Origin of the sequence: Kocuria sp. KD4 (assembly GCF_011769905.1) — a bacterium.
Classification (GTDB): domain Bacteria; phylum Actinomycetota; class Actinomycetes; order Actinomycetales; family Micrococcaceae; genus Kocuria; species Kocuria marina.
The window spans coordinates 1,784,640-1,811,604 of sequence record NZ_CP050449.1; the positions used below are offsets into that span (position 1 = coordinate 1,784,640).

General features: G+C 69.5%; 25 protein-coding genes, 1 tRNA gene and 2 pseudogenes. 14 read left to right on the plus strand and 14 right to left on the minus strand.

The window, feature by feature from the left end; all coding sequences use genetic code 11:
- The first annotated feature begins 12 nt into the window (after positions 1 to 12).
- The gene (locus HBK84_RS07990; RefSeq protein ID WP_167318609.1) at positions 13 to 702 is read left to right on the plus strand and encodes a TrkA family potassium uptake protein; all 690 of its coding nucleotides are present in this window, start codon (positions 13 to 15) and stop codon (positions 700 to 702) included.
- A gap of 8 nt (positions 703 to 710) precedes the next feature.
- Here the strand turns inward: HBK84_RS07990 and HBK84_RS07995 are convergent, their stop codons facing one another.
- Positions 711 to 1,730 carry a GTP-binding protein gene (locus tag HBK84_RS07995; RefSeq protein ID WP_167318610.1) on the minus strand — a complete coding sequence of 340 codons (1,020 nt, stop codon included), beginning with the start codon at positions 1,728 to 1,730 and terminating at the stop codon, positions 711 to 713.
- Positions 1,731 to 1,743: 13 nt separating this feature from the next.
- Positions 1,744 to 2,772 (minus strand): LLM class flavin-dependent oxidoreductase, encoded by a 1,029-nt coding sequence (locus HBK84_RS08000; protein WP_167318611.1) that lies wholly within the window; start codon positions 2,770 to 2,772, stop codon positions 1,744 to 1,746.
- 102 nt (positions 2,773 to 2,874) lie between these two features.
- Between HBK84_RS08000 and HBK84_RS08005 the strand changes: the two genes are divergently transcribed.
- The 7 genes from HBK84_RS08005 (at position 2,875) to HBK84_RS08035 (ending at position 8,992) form a co-directional block, all read left to right on the plus strand.
- A complete protein-coding gene (locus HBK84_RS08005) occupies positions 2,875 to 3,033 on the plus strand; it encodes a hypothetical protein (protein WP_156523370.1) in 159 nt (52 codons plus the stop codon).
- An 87-nt stretch (positions 3,034 to 3,120) separates the two neighbouring features.
- Positions 3,121 to 6,072: a DUF4040 family protein gene (locus tag HBK84_RS08010; protein WP_167318612.1), complete on the plus strand. Its 2,952-nt coding sequence runs from the start codon at positions 3,121 to 3,123 to the stop codon at positions 6,070 to 6,072.
- The gene (locus HBK84_RS08015; RefSeq protein WP_098055225.1) at positions 6,069 to 6,398 is read left to right on the plus strand and encodes a cation:proton antiporter subunit C; all 330 of its coding nucleotides are present in this window, start codon (positions 6,069 to 6,071) and stop codon (positions 6,396 to 6,398) included. The genes HBK84_RS08010 and HBK84_RS08015 overlap by 4 nt, the downstream gene beginning before the upstream one ends.
- The gene (locus tag HBK84_RS08020; RefSeq protein ID WP_167318613.1) at positions 6,395 to 7,996 is read left to right on the plus strand and encodes a monovalent cation/H+ antiporter subunit D family protein; all 1,602 of its coding nucleotides are present in this window, start codon (positions 6,395 to 6,397) and stop codon (positions 7,994 to 7,996) included. Before HBK84_RS08015 ends, HBK84_RS08020 begins: the two co-directional genes overlap by 4 nt.
- Positions 7,993 to 8,379, plus strand: coding sequence for a Na+/H+ antiporter subunit E (locus HBK84_RS08025; RefSeq protein WP_144932325.1), 387 nt, complete (start codon positions 7,993 to 7,995; stop codon positions 8,377 to 8,379). Before HBK84_RS08020 ends, HBK84_RS08025 begins: the two co-directional genes overlap by 4 nt.
- Complete coding sequence (locus tag HBK84_RS08030; protein WP_167318614.1) at positions 8,376 to 8,633, plus strand: monovalent cation/H+ antiporter complex subunit F; 258 nt, start codon at positions 8,376 to 8,378, stop codon at positions 8,631 to 8,633. The genes HBK84_RS08025 and HBK84_RS08030 overlap by 4 nt, the downstream gene beginning before the upstream one ends.
- On the plus strand, positions 8,630 to 8,992 hold the full coding sequence (locus HBK84_RS08035; protein ID WP_167318615.1) for a monovalent cation/H(+) antiporter subunit G: 363 nt from the start codon (positions 8,630 to 8,632) through the stop codon (positions 8,990 to 8,992). The genes HBK84_RS08030 and HBK84_RS08035 overlap by 4 nt, the downstream gene beginning before the upstream one ends.
- Before the next feature lie 108 nt (positions 8,993 to 9,100).
- On the opposite strand, the gene HBK84_RS08040 is transcribed toward HBK84_RS08035, so the two are convergent.
- Entirely contained in the window at positions 9,101 to 10,246 is a 1,146-nt protein-coding gene (locus tag HBK84_RS08040; RefSeq protein WP_240918891.1) for a MalY/PatB family protein, read from the minus strand.
- A 27-nt stretch (positions 10,247 to 10,273) separates the two neighbouring features.
- A complete protein-coding gene (locus tag HBK84_RS08045; protein WP_144996919.1) occupies positions 10,274 to 10,747 on the minus strand; it encodes a hypothetical protein in 474 nt (157 codons plus the stop codon).
- A 281-nt stretch (positions 10,748 to 11,028) separates the two neighbouring features.
- On the opposite strand from HBK84_RS08045, the gene HBK84_RS08050 reads away from it, so the two are divergent.
- The 4 genes and pseudogenes from HBK84_RS08050 (at position 11,029) to HBK84_RS08065 (ending at position 14,514) form a co-directional block, all read left to right on the plus strand.
- Positions 11,029 to 11,796: a hypothetical protein gene (locus tag HBK84_RS08050; RefSeq protein ID WP_144932317.1), complete on the plus strand. Its 768-nt coding sequence runs from the start codon at positions 11,029 to 11,031 to the stop codon at positions 11,794 to 11,796.
- 595 nt (positions 11,797 to 12,391) lie between these two features.
- Positions 12,392 to 12,943 (plus strand): annotated as a pseudogene (locus HBK84_RS08055) (type 1 glutamine amidotransferase domain-containing protein); the annotation flags it as partial.
- A complete protein-coding gene (locus HBK84_RS08060) occupies positions 12,940 to 13,242 on the plus strand; it encodes a putative quinol monooxygenase (protein WP_012397129.1) in 303 nt (100 codons plus the stop codon). The pseudogene HBK84_RS08055 and the gene HBK84_RS08060, both read left to right, overlap by 4 nt.
- A 141-nt stretch (positions 13,243 to 13,383) precedes the next feature.
- Entirely contained in the window at positions 13,384 to 14,514 is a 1,131-nt protein-coding gene (locus HBK84_RS08065; protein ID WP_193519378.1) for an FAD-binding oxidoreductase, read from the plus strand.
- A 152-nt stretch (positions 14,515 to 14,666) separates the two neighbouring features.
- On the opposite strand, the pseudogene HBK84_RS08070 reads toward HBK84_RS08065, so the two are convergent.
- The 10 genes and pseudogenes from HBK84_RS08070 to HBK84_RS08115 form a co-directional block, all read right to left on the minus strand.
- Positions 14,667 to 15,317, minus strand: a pseudogene (locus HBK84_RS08070) (transposase); the annotation flags it as partial.
- Between the two features lie 176 nt (positions 15,318 to 15,493).
- Positions 15,494 to 15,567: transfer RNA gene (locus tag HBK84_RS08075), tRNA-Pro, on the minus strand.
- A 135-nt stretch (positions 15,568 to 15,702) separates the two neighbouring features.
- Positions 15,703 to 17,247, minus strand: coding sequence for a ribosome biogenesis GTPase Der (der, locus tag HBK84_RS08080; protein WP_098055213.1), 1,545 nt, complete (start codon positions 17,245 to 17,247; stop codon positions 15,703 to 15,705).
- Positions 17,248 to 17,249: 2 nt separating this feature from the next.
- Positions 17,250 to 17,990 carry a (d)CMP kinase gene (gene cmk / locus HBK84_RS08085; RefSeq protein WP_167318616.1) on the minus strand — a complete coding sequence of 247 codons (741 nt, stop codon included), beginning with the start codon at positions 17,988 to 17,990 and terminating at the stop codon, positions 17,250 to 17,252.
- Positions 17,990 to 19,099 (minus strand): prephenate dehydrogenase, encoded by a 1,110-nt coding sequence (locus HBK84_RS08090; RefSeq protein ID WP_064847385.1) that lies wholly within the window; start codon positions 19,097 to 19,099, stop codon positions 17,990 to 17,992. The genes cmk and HBK84_RS08090 overlap by 1 nt, the downstream gene beginning before the upstream one ends.
- Positions 19,096 to 20,178: a pseudouridine synthase gene (locus tag HBK84_RS08095; RefSeq protein WP_167318617.1), complete on the minus strand. Its 1,083-nt coding sequence runs from the start codon at positions 20,176 to 20,178 to the stop codon at positions 19,096 to 19,098. The genes HBK84_RS08090 and HBK84_RS08095 overlap by 4 nt, the downstream gene beginning before the upstream one ends.
- Before the next feature lie 7 nt (positions 20,179 to 20,185).
- A complete protein-coding gene (locus HBK84_RS08100; protein ID WP_370520519.1) occupies positions 20,186 to 20,899 on the minus strand; it encodes an SMC-Scp complex subunit ScpB in 714 nt (237 codons plus the stop codon).
- A 48-nt stretch (positions 20,900 to 20,947) separates the two neighbouring features.
- Positions 20,948 to 21,772 carry a ScpA family protein gene (locus HBK84_RS08105; protein WP_370520636.1) on the minus strand — a complete coding sequence of 275 codons (825 nt, stop codon included), beginning with the start codon at positions 21,770 to 21,772 and terminating at the stop codon, positions 20,948 to 20,950.
- A gap of 106 nt (positions 21,773 to 21,878) precedes the next feature.
- Positions 21,879 to 22,766, minus strand: coding sequence for a ParA family protein (locus HBK84_RS08110; protein WP_064847382.1), 888 nt, complete (start codon positions 22,764 to 22,766; stop codon positions 21,879 to 21,881).
- A 176-nt stretch (positions 22,767 to 22,942) separates the two neighbouring features.
- A complete protein-coding gene (locus HBK84_RS08115; protein ID WP_167318619.1) occupies positions 22,943 to 24,373 on the minus strand; it encodes a cation:dicarboxylate symporter family transporter in 1,431 nt (476 codons plus the stop codon).
- 172 nt (positions 24,374 to 24,545) lie between these two features.
- Between HBK84_RS08115 and HBK84_RS08120 the strand changes: the two genes are divergently transcribed.
- Positions 24,546 to 26,264: an ATP-binding protein gene (locus HBK84_RS08120; RefSeq protein ID WP_167318620.1), complete on the plus strand. Its 1,719-nt coding sequence runs from the start codon at positions 24,546 to 24,548 to the stop codon at positions 26,262 to 26,264.
- A complete protein-coding gene (locus HBK84_RS08125; protein ID WP_167318621.1) occupies positions 26,261 to 26,959 on the plus strand; it encodes a response regulator in 699 nt (232 codons plus the stop codon). Before HBK84_RS08120 ends, HBK84_RS08125 begins: the two co-directional genes overlap by 4 nt.
- Positions 26,960 to 26,965: the final 6 nt, after the last annotated feature.

The following is a 26,965-nucleotide window of genomic DNA, read 5'->3' on the forward strand; positions in this document are numbered from 1 at the left end:
GAAGGAAGCCCCATGTTCGGACCCCACCCCGCCGCGTCTTCTCGCAACGCCATGGCCAACGCCGTGGTCGTGATCGGGCTGGGCCGCTTCGGCGGTGCCCTGGCCACGGAACTGATGCGCAACGGCACGGACGTGCTGGGCGTGGACATGGACGAGACGGTGGTCCAGCGCTTCAACGGCAAGCTCACGTCCGTGGTGCGCGCGGACGCCACGGACGAGGACGTGCTGCGGGAGCTGTCCGTGGACGAGTTCGACCGCGCGGTCGTGGGCATCGGTTCGGACATCCAGGCGAGCATTCTCGCGGCGTCCCGGCTCGTGAAGTTCGGGTGCCCCGCGATCTGGGCCAAGGCCATCACGGAGCCCCACGCGGAGATCCTGACCCAGATCGGCGTGCAGCACGTGGTCAATCCCGAGAGCGACATGGGCACGCGTGCCGCGCACCTGATCCAGCACCGGATCCTGGACTTCGTGCCCATCGACGCAAACTACGCCCTGGTGCGGTGCACCCCGCCGGAACCCATCCAGCAACGACCCATGGACCTGCTCAACGTGCGGCGTCGGTTGGGGGTCTCGGTGGTGGCCGTGTGCCGCCCGGGCGGTCAGTGGGAGCCCATCGAACCCGGCACCATGCTCTACGACGACGACCAGATCCTCGTGACCGGGCCCACCGCCAAGGTAGAGCACTTCTCGAACCTGACCTGAGGGTGTTCCTATAGGAACCGAGTCAGTCGGCGCAACTCACGGGCCGTGGCCGCGGGAGCGCCGTCGGGGCGCACGAGGGCGTCGAGGCGGCAGCGCAGTGCGGCGTCGTCGCACTCCAGGCCGATGGCCACGACCCGGGACCGCGCGGGCTCGTCGGAGGGCCGTGACACCCGGTCCACCGAGACGTATCCCGCCACGGAGTGCGCCACGAACCGGCGGATCCCCCGGCCCGCGGCGACGTCCACGATCGCCTTGATCCGGTGGACGGACGCGGGCGGGTCCTCGAGCAGCTCGGCGAGCGCCGCGGGGTCCACGACCGAGGGCGCGTCCAGGGCCGTGGCGCGGTGGTGGACGTGGTGGTCGTGATCATGGTGGTCGTGGTCGGGGGCCCGGCCGAACTCCCACAGCGCGAGCTGGCCGCCCTCGGGTACGGGGTGCTCGGCGGCGTCGAAAAACAACCGGGGATCGGCCGCCCCGTGGGGCGCGTCGATGACGAGCGCGTGCGGATTGGCGTGCGCGATCCGTTCGCGCACCGCGGCGGTCTCCCGGGGATCGGCGAGGTCGGTCGTGGTCAGCAGCACGACCGCCGCGGCCTTGACGTGCTGCGCGAGGTCCCAGCCGCTGGCCTCCGCGAGCGCCACGCGGGCCACGGCGATCACCTCGACGAGCCCGCCGAAGCGTACGTCGCGCACCTCGCTGCCCAGGACCATGTGGATGAGCCCGGGGGGCTCGGCGATCCCGGAGCCCTCGATCACGACCGCGTCGAGCTCAAGGGAGGGCCGGGACAGCGCACGCAGGGCGTCGTCAAGCTGGCGGGGGTCTTCGATGCAGCACAGGCACCCGCCCGGGATCGACACGGGTTCGGCAACGTGCCCCGCCACGAGCGCGGCATCGACATTCACGTCCCCGAAGTCGTTGATGATCACACCGATTCGCGCGCCGCCGGTCGCGAGGAAGTGGTTGAGCACCGTGGTCTTGCCGGAACCCAGGTAGCCGGTGAGGATCAGGACGGGAAGCGAGCTCGGCATGGGTCCATGCTTATCAGTCCGCGAGCATGTCCCGCACGAGGGGCGCAACACGCGTGCCGTAGAGCTCGATGCTACGCATGAGCTTTCCGTGGGACAGCGGGCCCGTGGAGATCTTCAGGTCGAAGCGCGAGGCACCCAGGGCCCGCACGCCCGCGGCGATCTTACGGGCCACGGTCTCGGGAGATCCCACGGCCATGGACCCGCGCTCCATCTCCTCCAGGAAGGACTCCTCGGTGGGTGCGGGCCACCCGCGCTCGGCTCCGATGCGCTCGGTGGAGATCGTGTAGGGGCGGAAGATCTCCTCGCGGGCCTGCTCGTCGGTGTCGGCGACGTACCCGTAGGAGTGGTAGGCCACGGGGTTGTCGGAATGGCCGAACTCGGCGAGCGCGCGGCGGTAGAGGTCGCTGAACGGCGAGAACCGCTCCACGGGCCCGCCGATGATCGCGAGCATGAGCGGGAGGTCGTAGTGCGCGGCCCGCACAACCGATTGCGGGGAACCACCCACCGCGATCCACGTGGGCAGCGGTCCGTTCTCGAGCGGCGGGTAGAGGCTCACGTCCCGCAGGTCCTGGGTCAGCGTGCCCTTCCAGGTCACCGGCTGACTCGTGCGCAGCGCCGCGAACAGCGCGAGCTTCTCCTCGAACAGTGCCTCGTAGTCCTGCAGGTCGTATCCGAACAGCGGAAAGGACTCGGTGAACGAGCCGCGGCCCAGCACGACCTCAGCCCGCCCGTGGGACAGCGCGTCCAGCGTGGCGAAGCGTTCGTACACACGCACCGGGTCGTCCGAGCTGAGCACCGTCACGGCCGTGCCCAGGCGCAACCGCTCGGTGCGCGTGGCGATCCCGGCGAGCACGACGTCCGGGGCGGAGATCGCGAAGTCGTCCCGGTGGTGCTCCCCGATCCCGATCGAGTGCAGCCCCACCTGATCCGCGAGCACCGCTTGCTCCACCACGTTGCGGACGGTCTGCGCGTGCGAGACGGGGCGGTCGTCGTCGTCCCACGTGACGTCCCCGAAGGTGTCGATTCCCAGTTCAACGGCCATGCCACGCACAACATTGTGGACACGTCAGCTATTCCGGTGGCGGCCCTATGCGGGTGGCCGGTCGCTTCCCCACCCCGCGGGCTCTTGCTAGGCTCGATCGCGATGCCCACGTTCCCGATCGCCACTGCCGCGCGCCCGCACGCCGTCCCTCGCGGCAGCGTGTCTCCGGGTCTGCTCGTCCGATCCGTGGGTACGAACGGCCAGGTGTCCTCGTGGGGCGCCAACCAGGCCGGCGCGCCGCCGTCGGCCTCCGTCCACTGACCCCGGAGCCGTTGCCGGCGCTCGTGAGCGCCCACGCCGTCCTCCGGCCCGCTCTGACCTCATGTCACCCCGGACCTAGGTGGACCATTGCTACTTGCCTGCCTCGCGGGCGCACTCCTCACGTGCGCGCTCGCCCCCCTGTTGACCCGCGCGATCGGCCGCAACGTCGGATGGCTGCTCGCGGTGCCCCTGCTCGGCGCCGCGGCGTTGGTCGCCCTCGGGTACGACGACGCCGCGCACTCCCCCGCCGAGCCCACCCCCGCGGTGGTCGAGTCGCTGCCGTGGATCCCGTCCCTGGACGTGGGGCTCGACCTGCGCCTGGACGGGCTCTCGCTGGTCTTCTCCCTCCTGGTCCTGGTGATCGGGGCCGCGGTGCTGTGTTACGCCACGCGCTACCTCGAGCGCACGGACCGGGCCGATCGCGGGAAGCACGCGGGGTTCTATGCGCTCATGACGGGCTTCGCGGCGGCCATGCTGGCCCTCGTGCTCGCGGACGACCTCGTGGCGTTCTACGTCGCGTGGGAGGCCACCACGCTGTGTTCGTTCCTGCTCATCGCACGCTCGGGGGACGGCGCACGGGAACCCGCGATCCGCACATTGCTCGTGACCGTGGCCGGCGGGCTCGTGCTGCTCGCGGCCGTCACCGTCATGATCGTGGCCACCGGCACGACCCGGATCAGCGCCGTCCTGACGCACGACGTGTGGGGTGCGCAGTCCGGGCTGACCACGCTCGTGGCCGTCCTCGTGGCGGTCGCCGCGTTCACCAAGTCCGCCCAGTTCCCGTTCCAGGCGTGGCTGCCGGACTCTATGGTCGCGATCACCCCGGTCTCCGCGTACCTGCACGCCGCGGCCATGGTCAAAGCCGGCATCTACCTTCTCTTGCGCTTCTCCCCCGTCTTCTCCGGAGTTCCCGCGTGGACCGTCCTGCTCGTCACGGCAGGACTCGTCACCGCGATGTTCGGTGCCGTGGCCGCGCTGCGCCGCTACGACCTCAAGGAACTGCTGGCCTACTCGACCATGAGCCAGCTGGGTCTGTTAACCGCGATGATCGGGGTGGGCACCACGGCCGCACTGTCCGCCGCGGTGGTGCACACGATCGCGCACGCACTGTTCAAGTCCGCCCTGTTCATGGGCGTGGGCGTGATCGATCACAGCGCCCACACCCGGGATCTGCGCGAGCTGGCCCGGATGAACCCGCGGATGCCCGTGACCGCCACCCTCATGGTGCTGGCCGCCGCCTCCATGGCGGGGATCCCGCTGTTGCTCGGTTTCGTGAGCAAAGAGTCCATGCTCGCGGCCTTCCTTGAGGCTCCCGGTCCCGCGTGGGCCCCGTGGTTGCTCACCGCCACGGCCGCCCTCGCCTCGGTCTTCACGGTCGCCTACGCTGCGCGCCTCGTGCTGAGCGCGCTCGGTGGCCGCAACGGCACCGTGGTGCGCGAGGCCCCGGTGTCCTTCTGGGCCGCGCCCGCCTCGAGTGCCCTCGCGGGGCTCGTCCTGGGTCTCGTGCCGTTCCTGCTGGACGGGCTCGTCTCCGCGGGTGCGAGTGCGGCCGCCGGGTCCACCGTGGAGAAGAACCTCGCGGTGTGGCACGGCCCGGTCCCCGAACTGTTCGTCTCCCTCGCCGTGCTCGCCTCGGGTGCCGCACTCGTCCTCGCCCGACGCCGCGTGCACGCCGTCCTGGCCCCGCGCGCCTTCCCATTCTCCGCCCTGGACGGCGTGGACCGGGCGCGCGAGGGGACCATCCGGCTCGGCGGCGTCGTGGGCTCGTGGACGAACAGCCCCGCCCCCGCGCGGCACCTGTCGATCCCCGCGGTGTGCCTAAGCGTCGTCGCGCTGCTCGCCGTGTGGAGCACGACCGAGTTGCCGCCGGTGCGGATCGCGGCGAGCGAGCCCTTCGACTGGCTGCTCGCGCTGCTGATCGCGTGCGGTGTGATGGCCATGATGAACGCGCGCAGCCTGATCTCCGCGATCGTGGTGACCGGGGTGGTGGGCTTCTCGATCACCGTGTGGTTCTTCGACCTGGGCGCCACGGACGTGGCCATGACCCAACTGCTCGTGGAGATTCTCACGGTGTGCGTCATGGTCCTGTTGCTGCGCCGCCTGCCCGCGCGCTTCTCCTCCCCCGGCGCACGACGCCGCGTGGTCGCGCTGCTCGTGGCGGGCGCCGCGGGGCTGGCGACCACCGCGGGCGTGTGGATGCTGACCGGACGGCGCGAGGCCTCACCCGCGTCCGAGTACTACCTGACCCACGGCTACAACGAGACCGGCGGGTCCAACCTGGTCAACACGATCCTCGTGGACTTCCGCGCCCTGGACACCCTGGGCGAACTGACGGTGCTGGGTGTCGCCGGGCTCACGATCGCCGCCCTGTTGCACGGGCGCCGCCCCGCCGCGGACGACCCCGCCCCGATCGACGAGCAATCGCCCGTGAGCGACCCGGAGGCCAACACCGTGTTCGTGCGCACCGCCGCGCGCCTGCTCGGGCCCGTGATCGTGGCGATGTCCGTGATCCTGCTGCTGCGCGGACACCACGAACCCGGCGGCGGCTTCATCTCCGCGCTCGTGGGCGGGGCCGGCTTCACCCTGAGCTACCTGGCCGCCCCGTCCGACGAACGCGCCCGCGTGCGCCTGCCGTACCTGTGGTTGATCGGGGCCGGCGTGGCCGTAGGAACGGTCACGGGCCTGCTGGGGTACCTGGACGGGTCCTTCCTGCGGCCCCTGCACCCGCGCATCCTCGGATTCGAGATCACCACCGCGCTCGTGTTCGACGTGGGCGTATATCTCGCGGTGATCGGCGTGATCCTGGCCGCGTTCAACCTGCTGGGGCGGCCGCCGTCGGACACCACCAAGGTGCTGCCCCACGAACCCGAACCCGGTGCCGCGGGACCGGACGACCAGCCCGGTTCCGGCGCGTCCCCGGGCGCGCGCGCCGGGGCCGGCGAGCGCCGTCGTGCCGCCCGGAGCGGTACCGCCGCGAGTCCCGCGACGACCCGTTCGTCACACACGACCCACGAGACCGGAGAGGTGACCCCCCGATGAGCGCAGCCGTGATCGCCGGACTCCTCGTGTTCGGTGCCGTGTACCTGCTCATGCAGCGCGAGATGCTGCGCGTGATCCTGGGCTTCGTGCTCCTGGGCCACGCGGGCAACGTGGTGCTCATGGCCGCGGGCGGCAGCGCGCGGCGCCACGAGCCCTTCGGTGCCCCCGAGGACCTGTCCACCGTGGCGGATCCCCTGCCCCAGGCGTTCGTGCTCACCGCGATCGTGATTGCGTTCTCGATCACGATCGTGATGCTCGTGCTGGCCGTGACCGGCCGGGACGATGACGACGACACCGAGGCGAAACCCGAGGAGGTGCGCTCATGAGCGGCGCCCTCCTCCCACTGTTCGTCGCACTTCCCCTGCTCGTGTCCGCGGTGTTGTTGATCGTGGGCGACCGCCGCGTGCTGCACGCCGTGGGTCTCCTCGGGACCCTGCTGCTCGCGATCGCCGGAGGCGTGTGGCTCGTGACCGATTTCGCCGGCAGCGGCGGGGCCGTGGCCCACGGTGTGGCGCAGTGGCCCGTGGGGATCTCCATCCCGTTCGTTGCGGACATGTTCGCCGCGCTCATGCTCACGGTCACCGGGGTGCTGACTCTGGTGTGCTCGTGGTTCGCTTACGCCTCCGGCCGGGCGGCCACCGTGTACTTCGCCCCGCTCGTGCTCGTGCTCACGGCGGGGGTGAACGGCGCGCTGCTGACCGTGGACCTGTTCAACCTGTTCGTGTTCGTCGAGGTCATGCTGCTGCCGTCCTACGGGCTGTTCGTCCTCGCGGCGCGGCACCGGGGCACCGAGCGGCAGGTCATGGGTGCGCGGTTGTACGTGACCCTGAACCTGCTCACCTCCACGATCTTCCTCATGGGCGTGGGCTTCATCTATGGCACCGCGGGCACCGTGAACATGGCCGAACTGGCCGGCCGCGCCGCGACCGACGGCACCGTGGCGATCTCGACCGCCGTGTGCTTGTTCGCCCTGGCGATCAAGGCCGCGGTGGTCCCCATCCACGGGTGGCTCGCGGTCGCCTATCCAGCCACCTCCCCCGCGATCACCGCACTGTTCTCCGGGCTGCACACCAAGGTGGCCAGCTACGCGATCTACCGGATCTACGCCGTGGTCTTCGACGGCGACGCCCATTGGCTGTGGATCGGCGTGGCACTGTGCTGCCTCACGATGGTCGCAGGCGTGCTGGGCGCCGTGGGTGAGAAGACCACACGCTCGATCCTGGCGTTCCACATGATCAGCCAGATCGGGTACATCCTGCTGGGGGTCGCACTGTTCACCCTGGCCGGGCTCGCGGCGGGCATCTTCTACCTGCTTCACCATATGATCGTGAAGGCCTCCCTGTTCCTGTCCACCGGCGCGATCGAGGTGCGCTACATGACCGGGAGGATCGGCGCGCTGTCCGGGATGGCGACGCGCGAACCGGTCATCGCGGTCGCGTTCTTCGTGGCCGCGCTGTCCCTGGCCGGGCTACCGCCGTTCTCCGGGTTCGTGGCCAAGTTCTCGCTCATCCTCGCGGCGGTCGACACCGGTCACGTGATCGCGGTGATCGTGATGCTCGCGGTCAGTCTCATCACGCTGCTGTCGATGCTCAAGATCTTGAACGGCGTGTTCTGGGGCTCCGCGCGCGAGTCGTCGCTCGAGAACGGGGGCGGTTCCGGGGCCGGTGGTGGTCCCGCCGCCCGCACTGCCGGTTCCGGTGCGGGGACCGTGCCGGAACCTGCCCCGGCCGCCCGTGACGACGGCGCCGTGGCCACCGCAAGCGGGCGACGCATCTCCGCGGTCCTGGCGGGGCCCGCCGTCGTCACCGCGTGTCTGACGCTCGCGCTGGGCCTCGGCGCGGAAGTGCTCATGGGCGTATCCACGACCGCCGCGGAGGGCCTGCTGGACACCTCGACCTACGTGAAAGCTGTGATGGACTCATGAGTTGGCTCACCTGGCCCTTTCGGGTCCTCGGATTTCTGATCTGGTACGCCGGGCAGATCATCTCCTCGAGCACCGCAGTGCTGCGGGACAACCTGACCCCGGGGCAGAACTCGACCCCCGGTGTGGCCCGCGTGCGGACGCGCTGCCGCTCGGACCTGGAGGTGACCCTGCTGGCCGCCCTCATCACGCTCACCCCCGGCACGCTCACGCTGGGGATGCACGACGCGCCCGTGGCGGCGCAGCGCCGTCGTGATGCGGAGGACATCCGCACGCTGTACGTCCACTCGCTGTACTCGGGTAACGCCGACAGCGTGCGGGTTGAGGTCCGGGAACTTGAGACACGACTGCTGCGCGCGGTGCGCCGCACGGGAGGGACGTCATGATCGGTGTGACCGTGGGGATCGTGATCCTCGCCGTGGCCTGCCTCGCGGCGGCCTTCCGGATCCTGCGCGGACCCACGGAAGCGGACCGCGCGGTCGCGGGTGACCTGTTGCTGTTCGGGTTCGTCGGTCTGATCGCGTTGTTCGGTGCGCGCGTGGCCAACGAGTACACCTTCGACATCGTGCTCGTGGCCGCGCTCGTGGGATTCCTCAGCGCGCTGTCCCTGGCACGGGCTCTGACCAGGGGGAAGCGATGACCGAAATCCTGACCGTCCTGGGCAACGTCCTGATCGTGGCCGGGGCCCTCGTGTTCGCGACCGCCGCCCTGGGGGTGGCCCGTTTCCGGGACGCGTACATGCGGGTCTCGGCCGTGGGGACCGCGGGCGGGCTCGGCATCGTGTTCGTGGTGACGGGGGCATTGCTGCTGCAGCCGTCCGTGTCCAACGTGGTCAAGGTCGTGCTCATCATCACGATCCACCTGATCACGTCTGCGGTGGGGACCATGGCGATCGCGCGATCGGCATATCTCACGGGGACTCCCCTGGAGCGGTACGCGTTCGACGAGCTGGCCGCGGATTCGCCCGGCACGGAGCGGGACCCGGAACCCGCACGGTAGCCTGCCGTGGACTGAGGACCGCCCGCCCCGCCCCCGGCACCGGGTGTGGATCGCGGTCCCTTCGTGGCGTACGGCTGGCGCTTCAGCGCCCGGAACGGCCACCCGGGGTCAGTGTGCGGCCCGGCTGAGCCGGTCCACGGCCTCCACGATGGTCTCGGGTGCGCACGCGAGGTTGATCCGGGCGAAGCCCTTGCCCGCGTCGCCGAACCTGGGCCCGTTGGACAGTGCCACCTTGGCATGCTCGAGCGCGTACGCCGCGGGATCGTCGCCCCAGCCCAGGGCGCGCATGTCGAGCCACGCGAGGTAGGTCGCGTGTCCCCGGCGGACGACGACGCTCGGTAGCTTCTCCGCCATCTCCCGCTCGAGCAGCTCGGTATTGTCCTGGATCGCGGTGATGGTCTCGTCCAGCCAGTCGGTGCTGTTGCGGAAACCCTCCCGCGTGGCGAGCAGACCGAAGCTTCCGGTGCGGTTCGCCACCTCTTCCGGCAGGTGCTCGAGCCACCGCGCCATGGGCTCGGAATCCACCACGAACAGCGCGGTTTTCAGACCGGCCAGGTTGAACGCCTTGCTCCCCGACTCCGCGGCCACACCGTGTTGGCGCGCGGCGTCGGACACCGAGAGGTACGGGGTGAACTCGGTCCCGTGATGTGTGAGCGGGGCGTGGATCTCGTCGCTGACCACGAATCCGTCGTGCTCGGCCACGATCTCGGAGAGCCTTTCGAGCTCCTCGCGGGAATGCACGAGCCCCACGGGGTTGTGGGGATTGCACAGCAGTACGCCGCGGGCGCCCGCGCGCAGGGCGGCGTCGATGCCGGGCAGATCAAGACGGTAGCTCGCGGCGTCGTCGAGCAGCGGGACCTCCACGACCCGCCCGCCGGTCTCGACCACGAGGTCGAAGAACGGCGGGTAGACGGGCGGGGTGATGATCACGCCGTCGCCTGGCGCCATGAGACGGCGCAGCGACTCCACGATCACCACGCTCACGTCCGTGGTGTACGAGATCCGCGCCGGGTCCGGGCGCCACCCCCACCGCTGCGCGGCGAAGTCCGCGAACGCCTCCGCAGCGCCTCGATCGGTCGAGGTGGCGTACCCGGTGTCGCTGTTCTCGATCGCATTCTGAAGCGCCGCCTTGATGGCCGGCGGCGTGGGGAAGTCCATTTCCGCGACGAACACGGGCAACACGTCCCGCGGGTACGTGCGCCACTTGGCGCTCGTACGACGCCGCAGGGCGGGCATGTCATCGGCGGTCGTCACGGTCTAGCTCCCGGTAGCGAACGGCACTCAGGACTCTGTGAGCTTCTTGGCCTGGCCCAGGCGCAGCGACTCCAGGGTCTTCTCCTGATCCTGGGCGCGCTCGTAGAGGTTCTGCAACAGATCCTTGTCCAGCCGCTCGTCCGGGACTTCCAGGAGCAACCGCCACCCGAGGCCTTTGGCGTGCACGGCGGCCACGAGGCCCTCGAGTTCCTCGATGTCCGACAGCGGCGAACGTTCCTTGATCCGCTCGTTCGGCTTGAGGCGTGCGAGCTTCTCGCCCGCCTTCGCGGGAAGATCCTTGTACAGGGCCGGCTTGGCCCCGACCATGGCCATGATGTCCTCCAGGGACGTCTGATCGCGGGCGATCTCCGGGACCAGCCGCTCAACCTGTTCCCGCACCTCCGGGTCCCCGTGACCCTCGGCCACACGGCGGAACACATCCACCCCCGCGGCCGATCCGGCGTGATGGTCCTGCAGGTAAGTAGTGATGACGTTGGTCATGGGATACCCCTTTCGTCGTGTCCTCCCACCTAAGCATGCTGAGCTCCGCACGGTCACACCCGAGTGGGTACATGACGTGCATATTTACCCGATGACCTGCGCCGCCCCGCCTGCCACCCCCATGTTCTAGTGCAGCAAAAGCAGCTTTGGTGCACCGAATCACGCTTTAGCTCAGTAAAAACAGAGGGGTGCGGCGTCGTCGTCCGCCGTGCGTGCGCGGCATACTGGACGGGTACGCGCCGTGCCGGGGGGAATCGGGGCGGATCATCTCAGGGGGGACAGTGGCACCGGAAACTTTCGTGGACTTCACCGCGCCAAACGGACTGAGCTCGTGGTACCACGTGTGGGACTCGGGCACCGCGGGGATCATGTACTACTTCGACGGGGACTACTGGGACCTGGACGACACGTCCATCAACTGGCCGGACGAGGGCGATCTGGCCCGGCTCGCGGTGGCAGCACGGGCCCGGGACCTCATGTTCGTAGCGGTGAACACGCCGGACGAGGACGGCTCCGGCGACGGCTACACGTGGTGGGAGGACTGCAAGGCGAACGGCAAGTACTTCCGGGCGCTGCACGAGCACATCGTCGAGCGGAACCCGCAGGTGGACGCGAGCAACATCTGGCTCGTGGGGTACAGCGGCGGCGCCGAGTTCATCACCTACGAACTGCTGGACCGGGGTATTCCCGGGATGACGCACGGCGGCGCGGTGATCATCGGCGGCGGCGGAGCGAATGCGCCGGTGGCCACCAAGAAGAAGGCCCGGCCGTGCATCGGCAACACGGCCATGCACTGGTGGGTGGGCGATCAGGACGTGGACGGTGCCACGAACCCGCCCGAGTGGAGCGCGCTGGGCGCCGCCGAGGAGGGCGTCGCCGCGTTCCAGGCCGCGGGTTTCGACACGAACCTGCACGTCCTGCCGGGCGTGGACCATTCCGGGTACGACGCCGTGGCATGCCTTTCGCACGCACTGCCCGCGGTTTCGCGCAAGGCGGGCCTGCGCGCTGCGCTGTCCGACGGGTGGGTGCGGCTCACGCGGGACACCTGAGGAGTGACGAGGAACGGCCGAGCGGCGGGTCATGATTTCTAGTGGAGTTAGAGCAGCTTCCGGGCACGGAAACGTGCGTCAACTCCGTTAGGAATTCGGGTGGTAGCCATGAGCGGGAGTGTGCACCAAAAAACCGGCTCCGGCCAAGCATTTCTGCCTGGCCGGAGCCGGTTCACTCGGTCGGGATGACAGGATTTGAACCTGCGACCCCTTGACCCCCAGACGTCCAGACTGCTCCGGCCAGACCGGATTCTGCGTGATTCCGGGCGTCAGATCATGCAGAACACGTCACGAGATGCATGGAGCGCATGATTCTGGTCCCCTTCTGGTCCCCCTCGTGGGCAAGCTCAGTTCGCGGCCAGAGCCGTGAGAGGCGCTACGGCGGCGTGGAACCTGTTGCCCACGAGCAGCACGACGATCTTGTGGCTGGCGCTGCCTTGCTGCGGTTCTCCGGGTGGTGATGTCGGGGGCGGACGGGCCAGCTCAGGCCGGTTGCGGGATGGCGGCGATGTTCGCGAAGACCGCGACGATCGCGGCTGCCCAGGGCCACGACTCCGGGATCTTAAGGCGAGTTGATATGTCCGCGACGCTATAGGGCAGGAGAGTCGCCTTCCTCGCCGCCGACGGGGTCGAGCGAGTCGAGCTCGAACAGCCCCGCGAGGCACTGGAGCGGGCTGGCGCGCAGACCGAGGTGCTGTCGATCCATGACGGTGAGATTCAGGCGCGTGAGAACGATCTGGAGGCAGCAGGCACGTTCACCGTTGACAGGTTGGTCGCGGACGCCTCTGTCACCCACTATGACGCCCTGCTTCTCCCGGGCGGCACAGTGAATCCCGACCAACTCCGGGTTGACCCCGACGCGATCTCCTTCGTCCGCGAGTTCGTCGAAAGCGGCAAGCCCTTTGCGGCGATCTGTCACGGGCCGTGGACGCTGATCGAGGCCGGTGTGGTCGAAGGCCGCACCTTGACGTTCTTCCCGAGCATCCGCACGGACCTGCGCAACGCCGGTGCTGACGTCGTCGACCAAGACGTCGTGGTGGACGGGAACCTGATCACCACCCGCTCGCCCGATGACATGCCTGCGTTCTGCGATACGATGGGGGCGAAATTTGCGAGCAATTCGACCCGGGAAGAGGTGATGTCATGAGCGTGACTAAGGGACTGCTTGTCAGGCTGGAGGCCCTGCCCGGCAAGGAAGACGAGGTCCAGGAATTCCTCGGCATTGGGCGAGGGCTCGTCGAGGAGGAACCGGCCACCGTCGCATGGTTCGCGATCCGTCTCGGCCCGTCCTCCTTCGGGATCTTCGACGTGTTCCCCGATGACGCTGGCCGCGACGCGCACCTGTCCGGCGCAGTTGCCACCGCTCTCGGCGAGCAGACCGGCAAACTGTTCAGCGAGCCCACGATCGAGAAGTTGGACGTCCTGGGCTCCAAACTCCCCGCCTGACACCACAGACCGGGAGTACTGGCCCAGAGAGGAGGGGTCGTTGCGCGCGGTGACTTCGGGCTTACACAGCCCGCTGACGTCGTGGCAGCGGCCCCTTCTCTTGCGGCCTATCGCTCATCACCAACGGATCGAGGAACCGCGATGACAGGAACTGACGACGGCGTTGCCACGACGCGTTCACCCGAGGTAGCAGTGATCGGGGGCGGGATCGTCGGTCTGTCCACGGCGTACGCGCTGCGGGAGCAGGGCGTGCCGGTGCGCTTGTACGAGGCTGGTCTGCCCGGGACGGGTCAGTCCGCAGGCGAGTCGCGGATCTTCCGGCATGCCCATGACGACCCGCGACTCGTCGCTTTCGCGCGCGAAAGCCGCGGCGTATGGGATGAGTGGGCCGAACACTTCGACGTCGAGCTGGTCTCATCAGACGGTGTCCTGGCGATCGGAGACAGCGCCCTGGCGCGGCTGCGGGTGCTCGACCAGGTCGGCGGCGTGGAAGCGCACGAGATCGACGCGGCCGAGGTCGCCCAGCGGATGCCGCTGCTCGCTGGGTACTCGGGGCCAGCGGTGCTCGACGAGTCGGGCGGCGCGATCCGCACCCGCGCCGCGATCACGGCACTCACGGGTGCCCTCGCAGATGCGATCACCACCGGTGAGGTCATCTCCATCGATCCCCGCGCCGACGGGACGGTCGAGGTGCGCAGCGTCACCGACCGGGCTGTCTACTCCAAGGTGGTCGTGTGCGCCGGCCGCGAAACCGCCCGCCTGGCACGCAGCGTCGGCCTGTCGCTGCCGGTTCGCCTCGCCGCACACGTACGGCTGACCTTCGACGTGAAAGCCGCCGCCCCGGCACGAGTCGCGTGCCTGCAGGACAGCAGCGGCGTCTTCGGCGAAGTCGGCGTCTACGCGACGCCGCTACCGGGCAACAGCAGCTATTCGGTCGGACTCAGCGACACCGTCGGCGTCCGCGACGACGGTACTTTCATCGACCCGGCGGCGATTCGATCGCTGGACGAACGCGCACGCGAATACGTGACACGGGCGCTGCCCGGTCTCCACCCAGAGCCGCGCGACTTCCTCCACTGCTGGGTGACCGACCTCCCGTGGAGTGAGGACGGCGTGGCCGTGTGGGAGGCAGGCTCTGTCTTCTTCGTGGCCGGTCACAATTTGTTCAAGCAGGCACCTGCGCTGGGTCGCGCTCTTGCCCGGGCTGCGACCGGCGGCGGTCTCCGCGCCGAGCTCACGCCCGAAGCGCGCCTCGGCGAGGCCCAGGGCTAGCCCCGGTCTTTCATGACGGCGGTCGGGATCGTGTCGGAGCCGTGTGGTCGAGTACGCCCGTGCGCGGAGTGACTGCGGGTACGACGACGGGCTCGCTGGCGCTGCCTTGCTGCGGTTCTCCGGGTGGTGATGTCGGGGGCGCACGGGCCAGCTCAGGCCGGTTGCGGGATAGCGGCGATGTGCGCGAAGACCGCGACGATCGCGGCTGCCCAGGGCCACGACTCCGGGATCTTGAGGCGACGTCGGCGTGCGCTGTGAGCGAGTCGGGCGGGCACGTGGAGGAATCGGTAGCGCAGCGCCTTCGGCTCGCAGGTTGCCAACATGGCGGCGGAGCCCATGCAGCCGAGCAGGCGGGTCCACGCGGTTAGGTCGGCCGCGATCTCGGTGATCATCAGCCAGGTCTGGTTGATGTTAAACTCCCGCGACGGAAACCGTCCCAGGCCGCTGTCCTTGGCGTGGCGGATGCGGTCCTCGACCCGTGCATGGGCCCGGTGCCGGGCCTCGAGAAAGGCGAGCCGGCCGGCCGTGGTGTTGGTGACGAAGGCTTCGTAGCGCCAGCCGTCGCGTTCCTCGAACAGAGTTAGTTGCGCGCGGGGGTGGGGGCGTTCGCGACGCACGATCACCCGCATCCCGGCTGGCCACTTGGCGAGAACCTTCGGGTCGATGAGGCCGGTCAGCTCGGCGACGCCGCCGCCCTCACGAACGCCGCCGTCGGCATCGAGTGCTGGGGTCCAGACCTTCCTCGGGACCAGATCGATGGCATCGCGGAGCTTTCCGGTGATCGCGAATCCCACGCTGTACTCGACGCTGCGGCCGCGGACCGTGCCCCGTCCGGTGAAGGAAGGGGTTCAAGGCGCTCCGTTCGGCCACAGGTGACCGCCGGCGAGAGCGCCGGGGGGACCAGAAGGGGACCACGAAAAACGACCGCCGGACATGATGAAGCCCAGGTGAGAAACCTGCTCTCACCTGGGCTTTTCTGTCGGGATGACAGGATTTGAACCTGCGACCCCTTGACCCCCAGTCAAGTGCGCTACCAAGCTGCGCCACATCCCGCGACCGTGTTCGACACCGTTTCCGGCCCCGAACACCCGAGTTACATTACCCCAACCCTGCCCGAATTTCACATCGGCGCGAGCGACTCGCGAGCCGCCCGCGCCGAATGGAAACCGAGCCAGTAGGGGCAACCACTCAGCGCTTGCGCTGGCGCTTCTCCCGCACCCGCATGGTGACCTCCAGCGGGGTGCCCTCGAACCCGAAGGTCTCACGGATCCGACGCTGGATGAACCGGCGGTAACCGGGGTCCAGGAACCCGGTGGTGAACAGCACGAACTTGGGCGGCCGGGAGGCCACCTGCGTCCCGAAGAGGATCCGGGGCTGCTTGCCACCGCGCACGGGGTGCGGGTGGGCCGCCACGATCTCGCCCAGGAACGCGTTGAGCCGCCCGGTGGGGATGCGGCGGTCCCAGGAGTCCAGGGAGGTGTGCAGTGCCGGGACCAGCTTGTCCTTGTGCCACCCGGTCTTGGCCGAGAGGTTCACCCGGGGAGCCCAGGACACGTGGGCCAGATCCCGTTCGATCTCGCGTTCCAGGTAGAACCGGCGCTCGTCGTCCAGGGTGTCCCACTTGTTGAACGCGAGCACCAGCGCGCGGCCCGAGTCCACGGCCATTTGCAGAATGCGCACGTCCTGTTCGGAGAGCACCTCGTCCACGGCGAGCAGCACCACGGCCACCTCGGCGCGTTCTAGAGCGGTTTGGGTGCGCAGCGACGCGTAGAAGTCCGCCCCCTGCTGCAGGTGCACGCGGCGGCGGATGCCGGCGGTGTCGATGAAACGCCACGGTTCCCCGCCGAGCATCACGATCTCGTCCACGGGGTCACGCGTGGTGCCGGCGGTCTCGTCCACGACCACGCGCTCGGAACCGGCGAGCTTGTTCAGCAGGGAGGACTTGCCCACGTTGGGCCGCCCGATCAGGGCCACGCGGCGCGGTCCACCCTCGAGCTCGGCCTCGGCCACCTCCGAGTACTCGGGCAGCGCCGCCACGAGGGCGTCCAGCGCGTCGCCAGAGCCCTTGCCGTGCAGCGCGGAGACCGGGAACGGCTCCCCCATGCCCAGGGACCACAGCGCGGTGGCCTCGATCTCGAGCTGCGGGGAATCCGCCTTGTTGGCCACCACGATGATCGGCTTGGTCACGCGCCGCAGCATGGACACCACGGCCTCGTCGGTCGCGGTGACCCCCACGGTCACGTCCAGCACGAGCAGCACGGCGTCCGCGTTCTCCACGGCCAGCTCCGCCTGATCGGCCACGCGCTTGTGGATGCCCTTGGCGTCCTGCTCCCACCCGCCGGTGTCCACCAGGGTGAAGTTCTTCCCGTTCCACTCCGCCTTGTAGGACACACGGTCGCGCGTGACGCCCGGGGTGTCCTCGACCACGGCCTCGCGGCGCCCGATCACGCGGTTGACCAGTGTGGACTTGCCCACGTTGGGCCGGCCGACCACGGCCACCACGGGGTCGGGGCGGCGGGCGTCCCGCTCGTCGTCTCCGTCGACCCAGTCCGCGAGCAGCGCGGCGTCCTCGTCGTCCAGCTCGTAGTCGGCCAGCCCTTCGCGCAGGGCCTGCGCACGGGCCTCGGCCTCGGCGTCGTCGATCGCGGCCAGGCGCTGGGAGATGTCCTCGTTGCCCCCGCCCAGGACGGACTGTTCGTAGGAGTCCACCGTGGGCTCGTCCGATGCGCTCATGGTTACCTCGCTTCCTCGGGGGCGTTGGCGCCCGTGTCGTGAGGCGCGGCGAGCGCCCCGTCGTGTGTGGTGGCGCGGATGATCAGGTCGATCACGCCCTGCACCGTTTGTTCCATGGTCAGTTCGGAGGAGTCGAGCAGGTGCACACCGTCCTGCGCCGTAGTGAAGTTCACCACGGTGGAGTCCTTGGCGTCCCTGCCCACCACACGGGCCTCCAGGTCCGACGACGCCGCTGCGCCCACCTGTTTGCCCCGCCGCGCCATCCGCGCGGCCTCCGAGGCGGTCAGCAGGATCCGCACCTGGGCGTCCGGGGCCACGACCGTGGTGATGTCCCGGCCCTCGGCCACGATCCGGTACCCGCTGTCCCGGATGATGTCTTGCTGCATGCGCACCAGGACCTCGCGGGCGGGGATGGTCGTAGAGACCGCAGAGACGTGGTCCGTGACCCGGTTACCGCGGATCGCCGTGCGCACGTTCTGCCCGGCCACCGTGATCCGCTCCTCGTGGGGATCGGTGCCCATCTCCAGGGGGACGGTCTCGGTTGCGGCCATGACGGCCTGCGGATCGGTGAGATCCACCCCGGATTCGAGGCACCACCAGGTCACCGCGCGGTACATGGCTCCCGTGTCCAGGTAGGCCAGGTCGAAGCGGCGGGCCACCTCCTTGGACACCGAGGACTTCCCGGAGCCCGAGGGCCCATCGATCGCGACCACGAGTCGCGCGTTCGTGTCCCATGCGTTCATCACTGCACCACCTTCCAGCCGCGTTCCTGCAGCTCGTCCACGAGGCCTTCCCGGCGGTTGGGGTCCACCGAGGCCACGACCAGGCCCACCGGTTGCCCGGGTGAGTGTTCCAGGCGCAGGTCCTCCAGATTGACCCCGATCTCCCCGATCTCCGTGAGCAACTTGGCAATGGTCCCGGGGGTGTCGTCCACGGCCACGGTGAAGGTCGCGAAGGCCCGCGGTGCCCCGCCGTGCTTGCCGGGGATCCGCGCCTGGCCCGCATTGCCCTCGGCCATGAGTTGGGCGATGTCCAATCGCGCACCGTCCGCCGCCGGGTCCTCCAGCGTGGCGATGAGCCGTTCGATGTCCTCGCGCACCTCGTACAGCGAGCGCACCACGGGCCGGGCGTTCGCGGAGAGGATCTGCACCCACAGACCGGGGTCCGAGCCCGCGATCCGGGTGGTGTCCCGCAACCCCTGCCCCGCGAGGGACAGGTGGTGCAGCGGGGTGTCCTGCAACCGGGAGGCCAGCAGGGAGGACATCACCTGCGGTACGTGGGAGATCAGCGCGACGGTCTCGTCGTGTTCGGTGGGGTCCAACACCGTGATCGTGGCGCCGAGGTCCACCGCGAGGTTCTTCGCCGCCGTGATGGCGCCCGCACCGGTCTCAGGACCGGGGCAGATCACCCACGGCATGGACGTGAACAACTCCCCGCGCGCGGCCACGGGCCCGGACTTCTCCCGCCCGGTCATGGGGTGGGTCCCCACGTACCGTGTGAGGTCCGCACCGGAGGCCGTGACGGCGGCCAGGATGGGGGCCTTGACGGAGGCGATGTCCAGCACCGTGGCACCCGGGTGATCGGTCAGTGCCTGCACCACGAGCTCGGCCACGACGTCCGGAGGGGCCGCGACCACCACGAGCACGGGCTCGGGCACGTCCCCGTCCGCGGCGCGCACGCTGCGCCCCGCGCCGATGTCCTGGGCCACGGCCTCCGTGGTGGGCGAGGAGTCCCGCAAGTACACGCTCACACCCAGGTGTCGCAGGCCCAGGCCGATGCTCGCCCCGAGCAGACCGGAACCGATGACCAGCACCGGTCCGGTCGTGGATGCTGTCACGGGAACCACGATCACATCCCCACGGACGCGAGGAGGTTGCCCACCTCGGTGTGCGAGAGCTTGCGCACGGTGCCCTGGCGCTGGTCCCCGATCGCAATGGGGCCCACGTGGGTGCGCGCGAGCTTCTCCACGGGGTGGTTCACGGCGTCGAACATGCGGCGCACGATCCGGTTGCGCCCGGAGTGCAGCACCACCTCGATGAGCACGTGCCCGGGGGTGGAGTCCACAAGGCGGAAGTCGTCCACCTTCGCATCGCCGTCCTCGAGCCGGATGCCCTGCTTCATCTGATTGCCCACGCCCTTCTCCACGGGCCCGTGCACCTGGACCAGGTACGTCTTGGGGACCTCGTAGGAGGGGTGGGTCAGGCGGTTGGTGAGCTCGCCGTCGTTGGTGAGCAGCAGCAGACCCTCGGTCTCCACGTCCAAGCGGCCCACGTGGAACACGCGTTCGTGCTTGCGAGGGTCCAGGAAGTCGCTCACGCAGCGCCGGCCGTCCGGGTCCTCCATGGTGGAGACCACACCGGTGGGCTTGTTGAACGCGTAGTAGACGAGCTTCTCGTCGGTCTGGATGCGCATCCCGTCCACGTGCACGGCCTGCAGCACAGGATCCACGCGCACGCCCAGCTCGGTGACGATCTCACCGTCCACGGACACGCGCCCGTCCTGGATCATCTCCTCGCACACGCGCCGGCTCGCCACGCCCGCCTGGGCCATGAGCTTCTGCAGCCGCACGCCGTTCTCGTCATGCACCTCCAGCCGGTCCACGGGCGGGTTCTTGGGACGACGACGCCGGTGCGGGCCGTGCTCCTTGATTGCCGCCGCGCGGCGCTCGTACTTGTCCACGCCCGCGAACGCGCGGGGCTTCTGGGGTCCCTTGCGGGACGCCGCGGCCTTGGGCTTGCCCGCCGCCTTGCCGCGCCCGGCACCCGGGCCCTTGGAGTAGCCGCGCCCGGCTGCGTCGCCCGAACGGGATCCGGAGGCCTTACCGGGACCCGAGCGGAAGCCGGCCTTGGACCCGGATTTGGAGCCCTTGCCGCGACCCTGGGGGCCGCGGGCTCCCCCGCCGCGGGATGGGTTGTTGCGTGATTGTGCCATGCGTCGATCAGTCCTCTATGTCGTCAAGTTGGTCGGTTCCCGGCAGCAGGGGTGCGATGTCCGGGAGCTCGTCCAGCGAGCCGAGACCGAGTTTTTCCAGGAAGAGCGGGGTGGTGGAGTACAGGACGGAGCCCGTGGCCTCCTCGCGCTCGTGGGCCGTAAGCAGCCCGCGCTGCACCAGGGTGCGTACCACGCCGTCCACGTTCACGCCGCGGATCGCCGAGACGCGGGAACGGGAGACCGGTTGCAGGTAGGCCACCACGGCCAGGGTCTCCAGGGCGGCCTGCGACAACCGCGAGCTGCTGCCCTCCACCACGAAGTCCGTGACGAGCTGCGCATGCTCGCTGCGGGAGTAGATTCGCCACCCGCCGGCCACTTCGCGCAGTTCGAAACCACGCACGCGGGCGGCGGGCACCGCGTCGTCACGGGAGGCCGACCGTCCATCATATCCGGCGGCGCCGTCCCGTGGTGAGTGCGCCGGGGTGTTTCCGATCACGCCGTCGTAGTCGGCCTTGAGGTGTTCCAAGGCGCTGCGTACCCGGTGCACGGGCTCGCCCGTGACGCGCGCGAACTCCTCGAGCTGCACGGGGGCCGCGGCCACCATGAGCACGGCCTCCAGGGCCGAATACAACTGCGCGTCGTCGAGCCCTGTGGGCTGTTCCGAGTCGTGGGTGTCGACGATGTCGACATTGGGGGGTCGTGCGGGGCTGGGTTCCGCCACGCGCTCATCATCTCCTTCGGTACGGTTCACACCGATCCTGTGCGGGAATCATTCTCCCAGGTTTTGCTCCCCGGCGCTCGCCGCCGGATCCGCCTCCGCGCCCGTGTACTCGCTGCTCAGGGACTCGGCGGTCCAGTCGTCGGAGCCGTCCCAGCGCACGAGCAGGGGTCCGAGCACCTCGTCCTGGCGCACGCGCACCACCCGGTCTCGGTACATCTCGAGCAGGGCCAGGAACCTCACGACGATGACGAGCGTGGACGTCGCGTCCGCGATCAGCGACCGGAACGTATGTTCCTCGCCGTCCCGCAGCGCCTCGGCGATCGTCTCGGCTTCGTCTGCGACCCGCACCCGCGCGCCGTGGAGGTGAGCGACGTCGACCTCTTCCGGGACGTGCCGCTCGGGGTCCAGCGCCACGACGGCCAGGTGCGCGAGCTGATCGGGTGTGAGCGTCCACATGAGCGGCGGCAGGGCCGTGGCGACCGCGGGGTCCAGGTCCACGTGGCGCGGGATCCGCACGGACTCCGCGGCGAAGCGCGCGTTGAGCTGCCCCGCGACCTCCTTGAACGCCTTGTACTGCAGCAGGCGTGCGAACAGCAGGTCGCGCGCTTCGAGCACTTCGACGTCGTACTCGTCCTCGACCTCGCCGCGCGGCAACAAGCGCGCCGCCTTGAGATCCAACAGGGTGGCCGCGACCACGAGGAACTCGCTCGCCTCGTCGAGCGCCTTGGGCGAGGCGATCTCCTGCAACTCTCGCACGTACTGGATGAACTCGTCCGTGACCGCGGACAGGGACACCTGGGTGATGTCCATCTCGTGCTTGGCGATCAGGGACAGCAGGACGTCGAACGGACCCTGGAAGTTCTCGAGCGCCACGGTGAAGCCCGCGGCCGCCCCGGACGGCGCGTCCGACGGCTCGCCGGAGGACCCACCCGACGCCGCGTTCGCCTCGAGCTCGACGGTGCTCACGAGTGCGTGGGGATCACGGCGCCCCGCCGCGCGAGATCAGCTCGCGCGCGAGCTGACGGTAGGACTCGGCACCGGGGTGGTTGCTCGCGAAGTTGAGGATCGGCTCCGCGGCCACGGTGGCGTCCGGGAACTTCACGGTGCGCTTGATGACGGTGTCGAAGACCTTGTCCCCGAACGCGTCCACGATGCGCGCGATGACCTCGCGCGAGTGCAGGGTGCGGGAGTCGAACATGGTGGCCAGCACGCCGTCGATCTGCAGCTTGGGGTTGATCCGCTCCTGGACCTTGGAGATCGAATCCACGAGCAGTGCGACCGCGCGCAGCGCGAAGAACTCGCAGATCAGCGGGATGATCACGCCGTGGGAGGCCGTGAGCGCGTTGACCGTGAGCAGCCCCAGGGACGGCTGGCAGTCGATCAGGATGACGTCGTAGTAGTCCTCGACCTTGCGCAGCGCGGACGCGAGCACCTGCTCGCGGGCCACCTCGGTCACGAGCTGGACCTCCGCGGCGGAGAGGTCGATGTTGGCGGGCAACAGGTCCACGTTCTCCACATGGGTCTGCTGCACCACGTCCCACACGTCCACGGAACGGTCCATCATGACGTTGTAGATGGTCAGGTCCAGCTCGTGGGGGTTGGACCCGAAGCCCGCGGACAGCGCGCCCTGCGGGTCGAAGTCCACGAGCAGCACCTTGCGCCCCAGCTCGGCGAGCGCGGCCCCCAGGTTGATCGTGGACGTGGTCTTACCCACCCCGCCCTTCTGGTTGACCATCGCGATGATGCGGGCGGGGCCGTGTTCCGTGAGCTCAGGCGGGTCCGGGAAGGTCCGCACGGGGCGGCCGGTGGGGCCTACGGCGTCCGACGCCGGGTTCTGCTGGGGCGTCTCATCACTGGCGTTGCTCACGGGCGACAGCCTTCCTTCCTGGGCGTCCGTTCAAGTCTCAACGCCCTACCCTACCGCCCGGGGGTGCACCCGACCGGTACCAGCTGCGCTCCCCCGCACGAACGTGGACATGCACCGGGCCCCACCGCGGTGACGGCGGGGCCCGGTACGGGGTCTCGGCGGCGTGACCTGGGGAGTCAGTGCTCCCGCGGGGTCACGGGCCGGGATTCCGGATGTCCCTCGAGGGCCTGCTCCGGGGCGGTCGGGGAGCCGTGCGGGTCCACCGTGAGGGATTCCTCGTCGAAGGGCTCGGCACCCGAGAGCACCCGGCGCACCCGGTCCTTGTCCACCTGCTTGACCCACGTGCCCAGCACCAGGGTGGCCACCGCGTTACCGGAGAAGTTGGTCAGGGCGCGGGCCTCGGACATGAAGCGGTCGATCCCCACGATCAACCCCACGCCGTCCACGAGGTCCGGGCGGTGGGACTGCAGGCCGGCGGCCAGTGTGGCGATGCCCGCGCCGGAGACACCGGCCGCACCCTTGGACGCGATGATCATGAACAGCAGCAGCGTGATCTGCTCCCCCAGCGCCAGCGGCTTGCCCATGGCGTCCGCGACGAACAGCGCACCCATGGTCAGGTAGATCGCGGTGCCGTCCAGGTTGAACGAGTAACCCGTGGGCACCACCACACCCACGACCGGCTTGGACACACCCAGGTGCTCCATCTTGGCGATCAACCGCGGCAGGGCCGCCTCGGAGGAGGACGTGGAGAAGATCAGCAGGTACTCGCGGGCCAGGTACCTCATGAGCGAGAAGATGTTGACCCCGGAGACGAGCTTGAGGATCAACCCCAGGACCACCACGATGAACAGGATGCACGTGACGTAGAACGCGAGCATGAGCCCAATCATGGACACGATGGCTTTCATGCCGGTGGCACCGACCACCGCGGCGATCGCCCCGAGCGCACCGATGGGTGCGAGCCACATGACCATCATGAGCAGCCGGAACACGACCGCCTGGATGTAGGTTACGGCCTTGAGCACGGGCTTGCCGGACTCCCCCATGGCCTGCAGTGCGAAGCCCACGAGCAGCGCGACCAGCAGGGTCTGCAGGATGTTCCCGGAGGTCAGGGCGGAGAACAGCGTGGTGGGGACGATGCCCAGCACGAAGCCCACGGCACCGCCCTCGGCCGAGTGGTCTCCCCCGGAGGCCAGCCCCGAGGAGTCGTAGTGCGCGTTGGCCAGGTCCAGTCCGGATCCGGGCTGGACGATGTTGCCGACCACCAGACCGATCGCGAGCGCGAACGTGGACATCACGATGAAGTAGGTCAGCGCGAGCCCACCCACCTTGCCCACCGTGGCGGCATGGGCGATGGACCCCACCCCGAGCACGATCGTGCAGAAGATCACCGGCGCGATCATCATCTTAATCAGGGCGATGAACCCCGTGCCGAGCGGCTTCAGCGCCACACCGACGTCCGGGAACAACAACCCAATCAGCGCGCCGAGCACCACGCCGGCGATCACGAAGATGTAGAGGTAGTGGGTACGGTCCTTCTTCCGCGGACCGCCGCCCGCGGCGCGGGCTCCCCCGGGGACGCTGCCCCGGACGCGCGTGTCTGACATGGTGTCTCCTGACGGGTCGGAGGTGGTTCGGTGGTGGAATGGTGACCAGCCTCACGCACCATCCGCGCCCGCGTCGCGTTGTGGTCATATCGTTCATGACCGGGATCACAGTGCCCGCCGCGGACCTCCCGCTGCCCGCCCGTACGACCCGCACCATTCGCTCGGAGCCGCCATGTCCCTCGCCCGCCGTTTCCTCGCCCTGCAGTTGGGGCTCGTGGTGGTCATCTCGCTCGTGGTAGCCGGTGTGATGGTGTGGCAGACCCACACCCGGGTCACGGAGCAGGCCCAGGCGGTCACGCGGGTGGCCACGGGAACACTCGTGGACGATCCGTTCGTGCGGGACACACTGCTCTCCTCCGACCCCCACCCGAGGTTGCAGGAGCTGACGAGCACTCTCGAACGGGACACCGCGGTGGACTTCATCACGATCATGACCCCGGACGGCACCCGGATCACCCACCACGACGAGGGCCTCGTGGGTCAGCAGTACCTGGGCGACCGTTCGCAGGCGCTGCACAGCGAGGTGCACACCGCGACCGAGGTGGGTCGGCTGGGTCCCTCCGTGCGCACGATCGCGCCCGTGCGAGACCGGGATGGAACCATCATCGGACTCGTGTCCTCGGGGGTGCTCGTGAACCGGATCGCCGCGGAGAGCCGCCACGAGCTGCCAGGACTCGCCCTGATCGTGGGTGCGCTGCTCGCGGCGGCCTCGGTGGTCTGCGTCCTGGTGGCGCGCTACCTCAACCGCGTCACGGACGGGCGCTCCCCCGAATCTCTCGTGCGCGGTCTCGCGCTCAATCGCGCGGTGCTGTCCCGCGCACGGGAAGGGCTCGTGCTGCTGGACCCCGCCGACCGCCCGGTGCTGAGCAACACGCGCGCCGGTGAGCTGCTCGGCGTCACCCCCGGCGAGCAGCGCGGCTCCTCGCCGGAGGACACCCGCTTCGAGCCGTACGACAACGCCCGCTCCGGCCCCGGGAGCCCACGACGCGGTCGCGGTCTCTCGGGTCCACGCGGGATCGCCCGACGACGACGCCGCCCCGCCGCCGAGCCCGTGCCCCCGGCCGTAGCCGAGCTGCTCGCCCGGGCGGACACGTTCACGGACGAACGCTGCACCGTGGCGGGACGCACCCTGGTGGCCTCGTGCACCCGGGTCTCGGAGGACTCCGGGCTGCGTGTGCTGATGGTCCAGGACCAGACGGAGCTGAGCAGGATGTCCGGCGAGCTGGACACCGTGCGCACGATGGCCGCCGGGCTGCGCGCCCAGACCCACGAGCACGCCAACCGGATGCACACCGTGGTCTCGCTGCTCGAACTCGAGCGCTACCCCCAGGCCCGGGACTTCGCGGCTTCGACCCTCGAGGGGTCAGTGCGATTGGGTGTGACCGCCCGAGAGATCGAGGACCCGTACGTCGCGGCATTGCTCGCGGGTAAGACCGCCACGGCCCACGAACGCGGCGTGGAACTCGTGGTCGTGACCCACGAGCGGGTGCCACCGCTCGCCGTGGACCCGTCCGAGCTCGTGAGCGTCCTCGGCAACCTCGTCGACAATGCCGTGGATGCGGTCAGCGATGTCGAACGGGATGAACGTCCGGACGACGAACCGCCCACCGTGGAGGTGGAACTCGTCCCGTCCCGAGACGGGCGGTTCGTGCACCTCACGGTCGCTGACAACGGGCCCGGCATCCGACCGGACGTGCGGGAGCGGCTCTTCGACCCCGGGGTCACCACCAAGCCCGCCACGGACGCACCCCGCGGGGTGGGCCTGGACGTCGTGCGCCGGGCGGTGGAGGGCTGGGGTACCGAACTCACGGTGTCCCACGAGGCGGGCGCCGTGTTCTCGGTGGACATCCCCGCGCAGCACCCCGCCCTCGATCGAAAGGAGAACCGATGATCCGCGTGCTCGTGGTGGACGACGAAGCCCTGACGGCGTCCGCGCATGCCGAGTACGTGGCCCGCTGCGCGGGATTCGAGGTGGCAGGGGTCGCGCGCAACGGCACGGCGGCCGTGCGCGCGGTGCGGGAGCGGGCGGCGTCGTCGACCCCGGTGGACCTCGTACTGCTGGACCTCACGCTCCCGGACATCTCCGGGCTCGAGGTGGCCCGGGCCCTGCGAGCACAGCGCGCGGCCGTGGACCTGCTGATCGTCACCGCACACCGGGACGTGGCCACGGTGCGGGACGCCACCGCGGTGGGGGTGGTGGGCTACCTCGTGAAACCGTTCACGTTCGACGAGCTGCGGCGCAAGCTCGAGGCCTACGCCGCCTACCACCGGGTGCTCGCGGCGGCCACGCCGGACGACGCCGCGATCGAGCAAGCGGAGCTCGACCGGATCTTCGCTGCCCTGGTTGCTCGCCCCGCTCCCGCGCCGCCCAAGGGTCTCGCTCCCGACACCCTTGAAGCGGTCGCCGGCTTCCTGCGGGAGGCCCCCGACTACCACTCCGCGGGTGAGCTTGCCCGTGAACTGGGGCTGGCCCGCGTGACCGCGCGGCGTTACCTCGAGCACCTGTGCGCGGCGGGTTCCGTGGACCGGCGGGCGCGCCACGGCACACCCGGGCGCCCCGAACTGGAATACGGGTGGCGCCGCTGAACTCAG

Coding starts and splice junctions, on each gene's coding strand:
- HBK84_RS07990 (WP_167318609.1), top strand. CDS start 13: ATGTTCGGACCCCACCCCGCCGCGTCTTCTCGCAACGCCATGGCCAAC.
- HBK84_RS07995 (WP_167318610.1), bottom strand. CDS start 1,730: ATGCCGAGCTCGCTTCCCGTCCTGATCCTCACCGGCTACCTGGGTTCC.
- HBK84_RS08000 (WP_167318611.1), bottom strand. CDS start 2,772: ATGGCCGTTGAACTGGGAATCGACACCTTCGGGGACGTCACGTGGGAC.
- HBK84_RS08005 (WP_156523370.1), top strand. CDS start 2,875: ATGCCCACGTTCCCGATCGCCACTGCCGCGCGCCCGCACGCCGTCCCT.
- HBK84_RS08015 (WP_098055225.1), top strand. CDS start 6,069: ATGAGCGCAGCCGTGATCGCCGGACTCCTCGTGTTCGGTGCCGTGTAC.
- HBK84_RS08020 (WP_167318613.1), top strand. CDS start 6,395: ATGAGCGGCGCCCTCCTCCCACTGTTCGTCGCACTTCCCCTGCTCGTG.
- HBK84_RS08025 (WP_144932325.1), top strand. CDS start 7,993: ATGAGTTGGCTCACCTGGCCCTTTCGGGTCCTCGGATTTCTGATCTGG.
- HBK84_RS08030 (WP_167318614.1), top strand. CDS start 8,376: ATGATCGGTGTGACCGTGGGGATCGTGATCCTCGCCGTGGCCTGCCTC.
- HBK84_RS08035 (WP_167318615.1), top strand. CDS start 8,630: ATGACCGAAATCCTGACCGTCCTGGGCAACGTCCTGATCGTGGCCGGG.
- HBK84_RS08045 (WP_144996919.1), bottom strand. CDS start 10,747: ATGACCAACGTCATCACTACTTACCTGCAGGACCATCACGCCGGATCG.
- HBK84_RS08060 (WP_012397129.1), top strand. CDS start 12,940: ATGAGCGTGACTAAGGGACTGCTTGTCAGGCTGGAGGCCCTGCCCGGC.
- HBK84_RS08065 (WP_193519378.1), top strand. CDS start 13,384: ATGACAGGAACTGACGACGGCGTTGCCACGACGCGTTCACCCGAGGTA.
- der (WP_098055213.1), bottom strand. CDS start 17,247: ATGAGCGCATCGGACGAGCCCACGGTGGACTCCTACGAACAGTCCGTC.
- cmk (WP_167318616.1), bottom strand. CDS start 17,990: ATGAACGCATGGGACACGAACGCGCGACTCGTGGTCGCGATCGATGGG.
- HBK84_RS08095 (WP_167318617.1), bottom strand. CDS start 20,178: ATGGCACAATCACGCAACAACCCATCCCGCGGCGGGGGAGCCCGCGGC.
- HBK84_RS08115 (WP_167318619.1), bottom strand. CDS start 24,373: ATGTCAGACACGCGCGTCCGGGGCAGCGTCCCCGGGGGAGCCCGCGCC.
- HBK84_RS08120 (WP_167318620.1), top strand. CDS start 24,546: ATGTCCCTCGCCCGCCGTTTCCTCGCCCTGCAGTTGGGGCTCGTGGTG.
- HBK84_RS08125 (WP_167318621.1), top strand. CDS start 26,261: ATGATCCGCGTGCTCGTGGTGGACGACGAAGCCCTGACGGCGTCCGCG.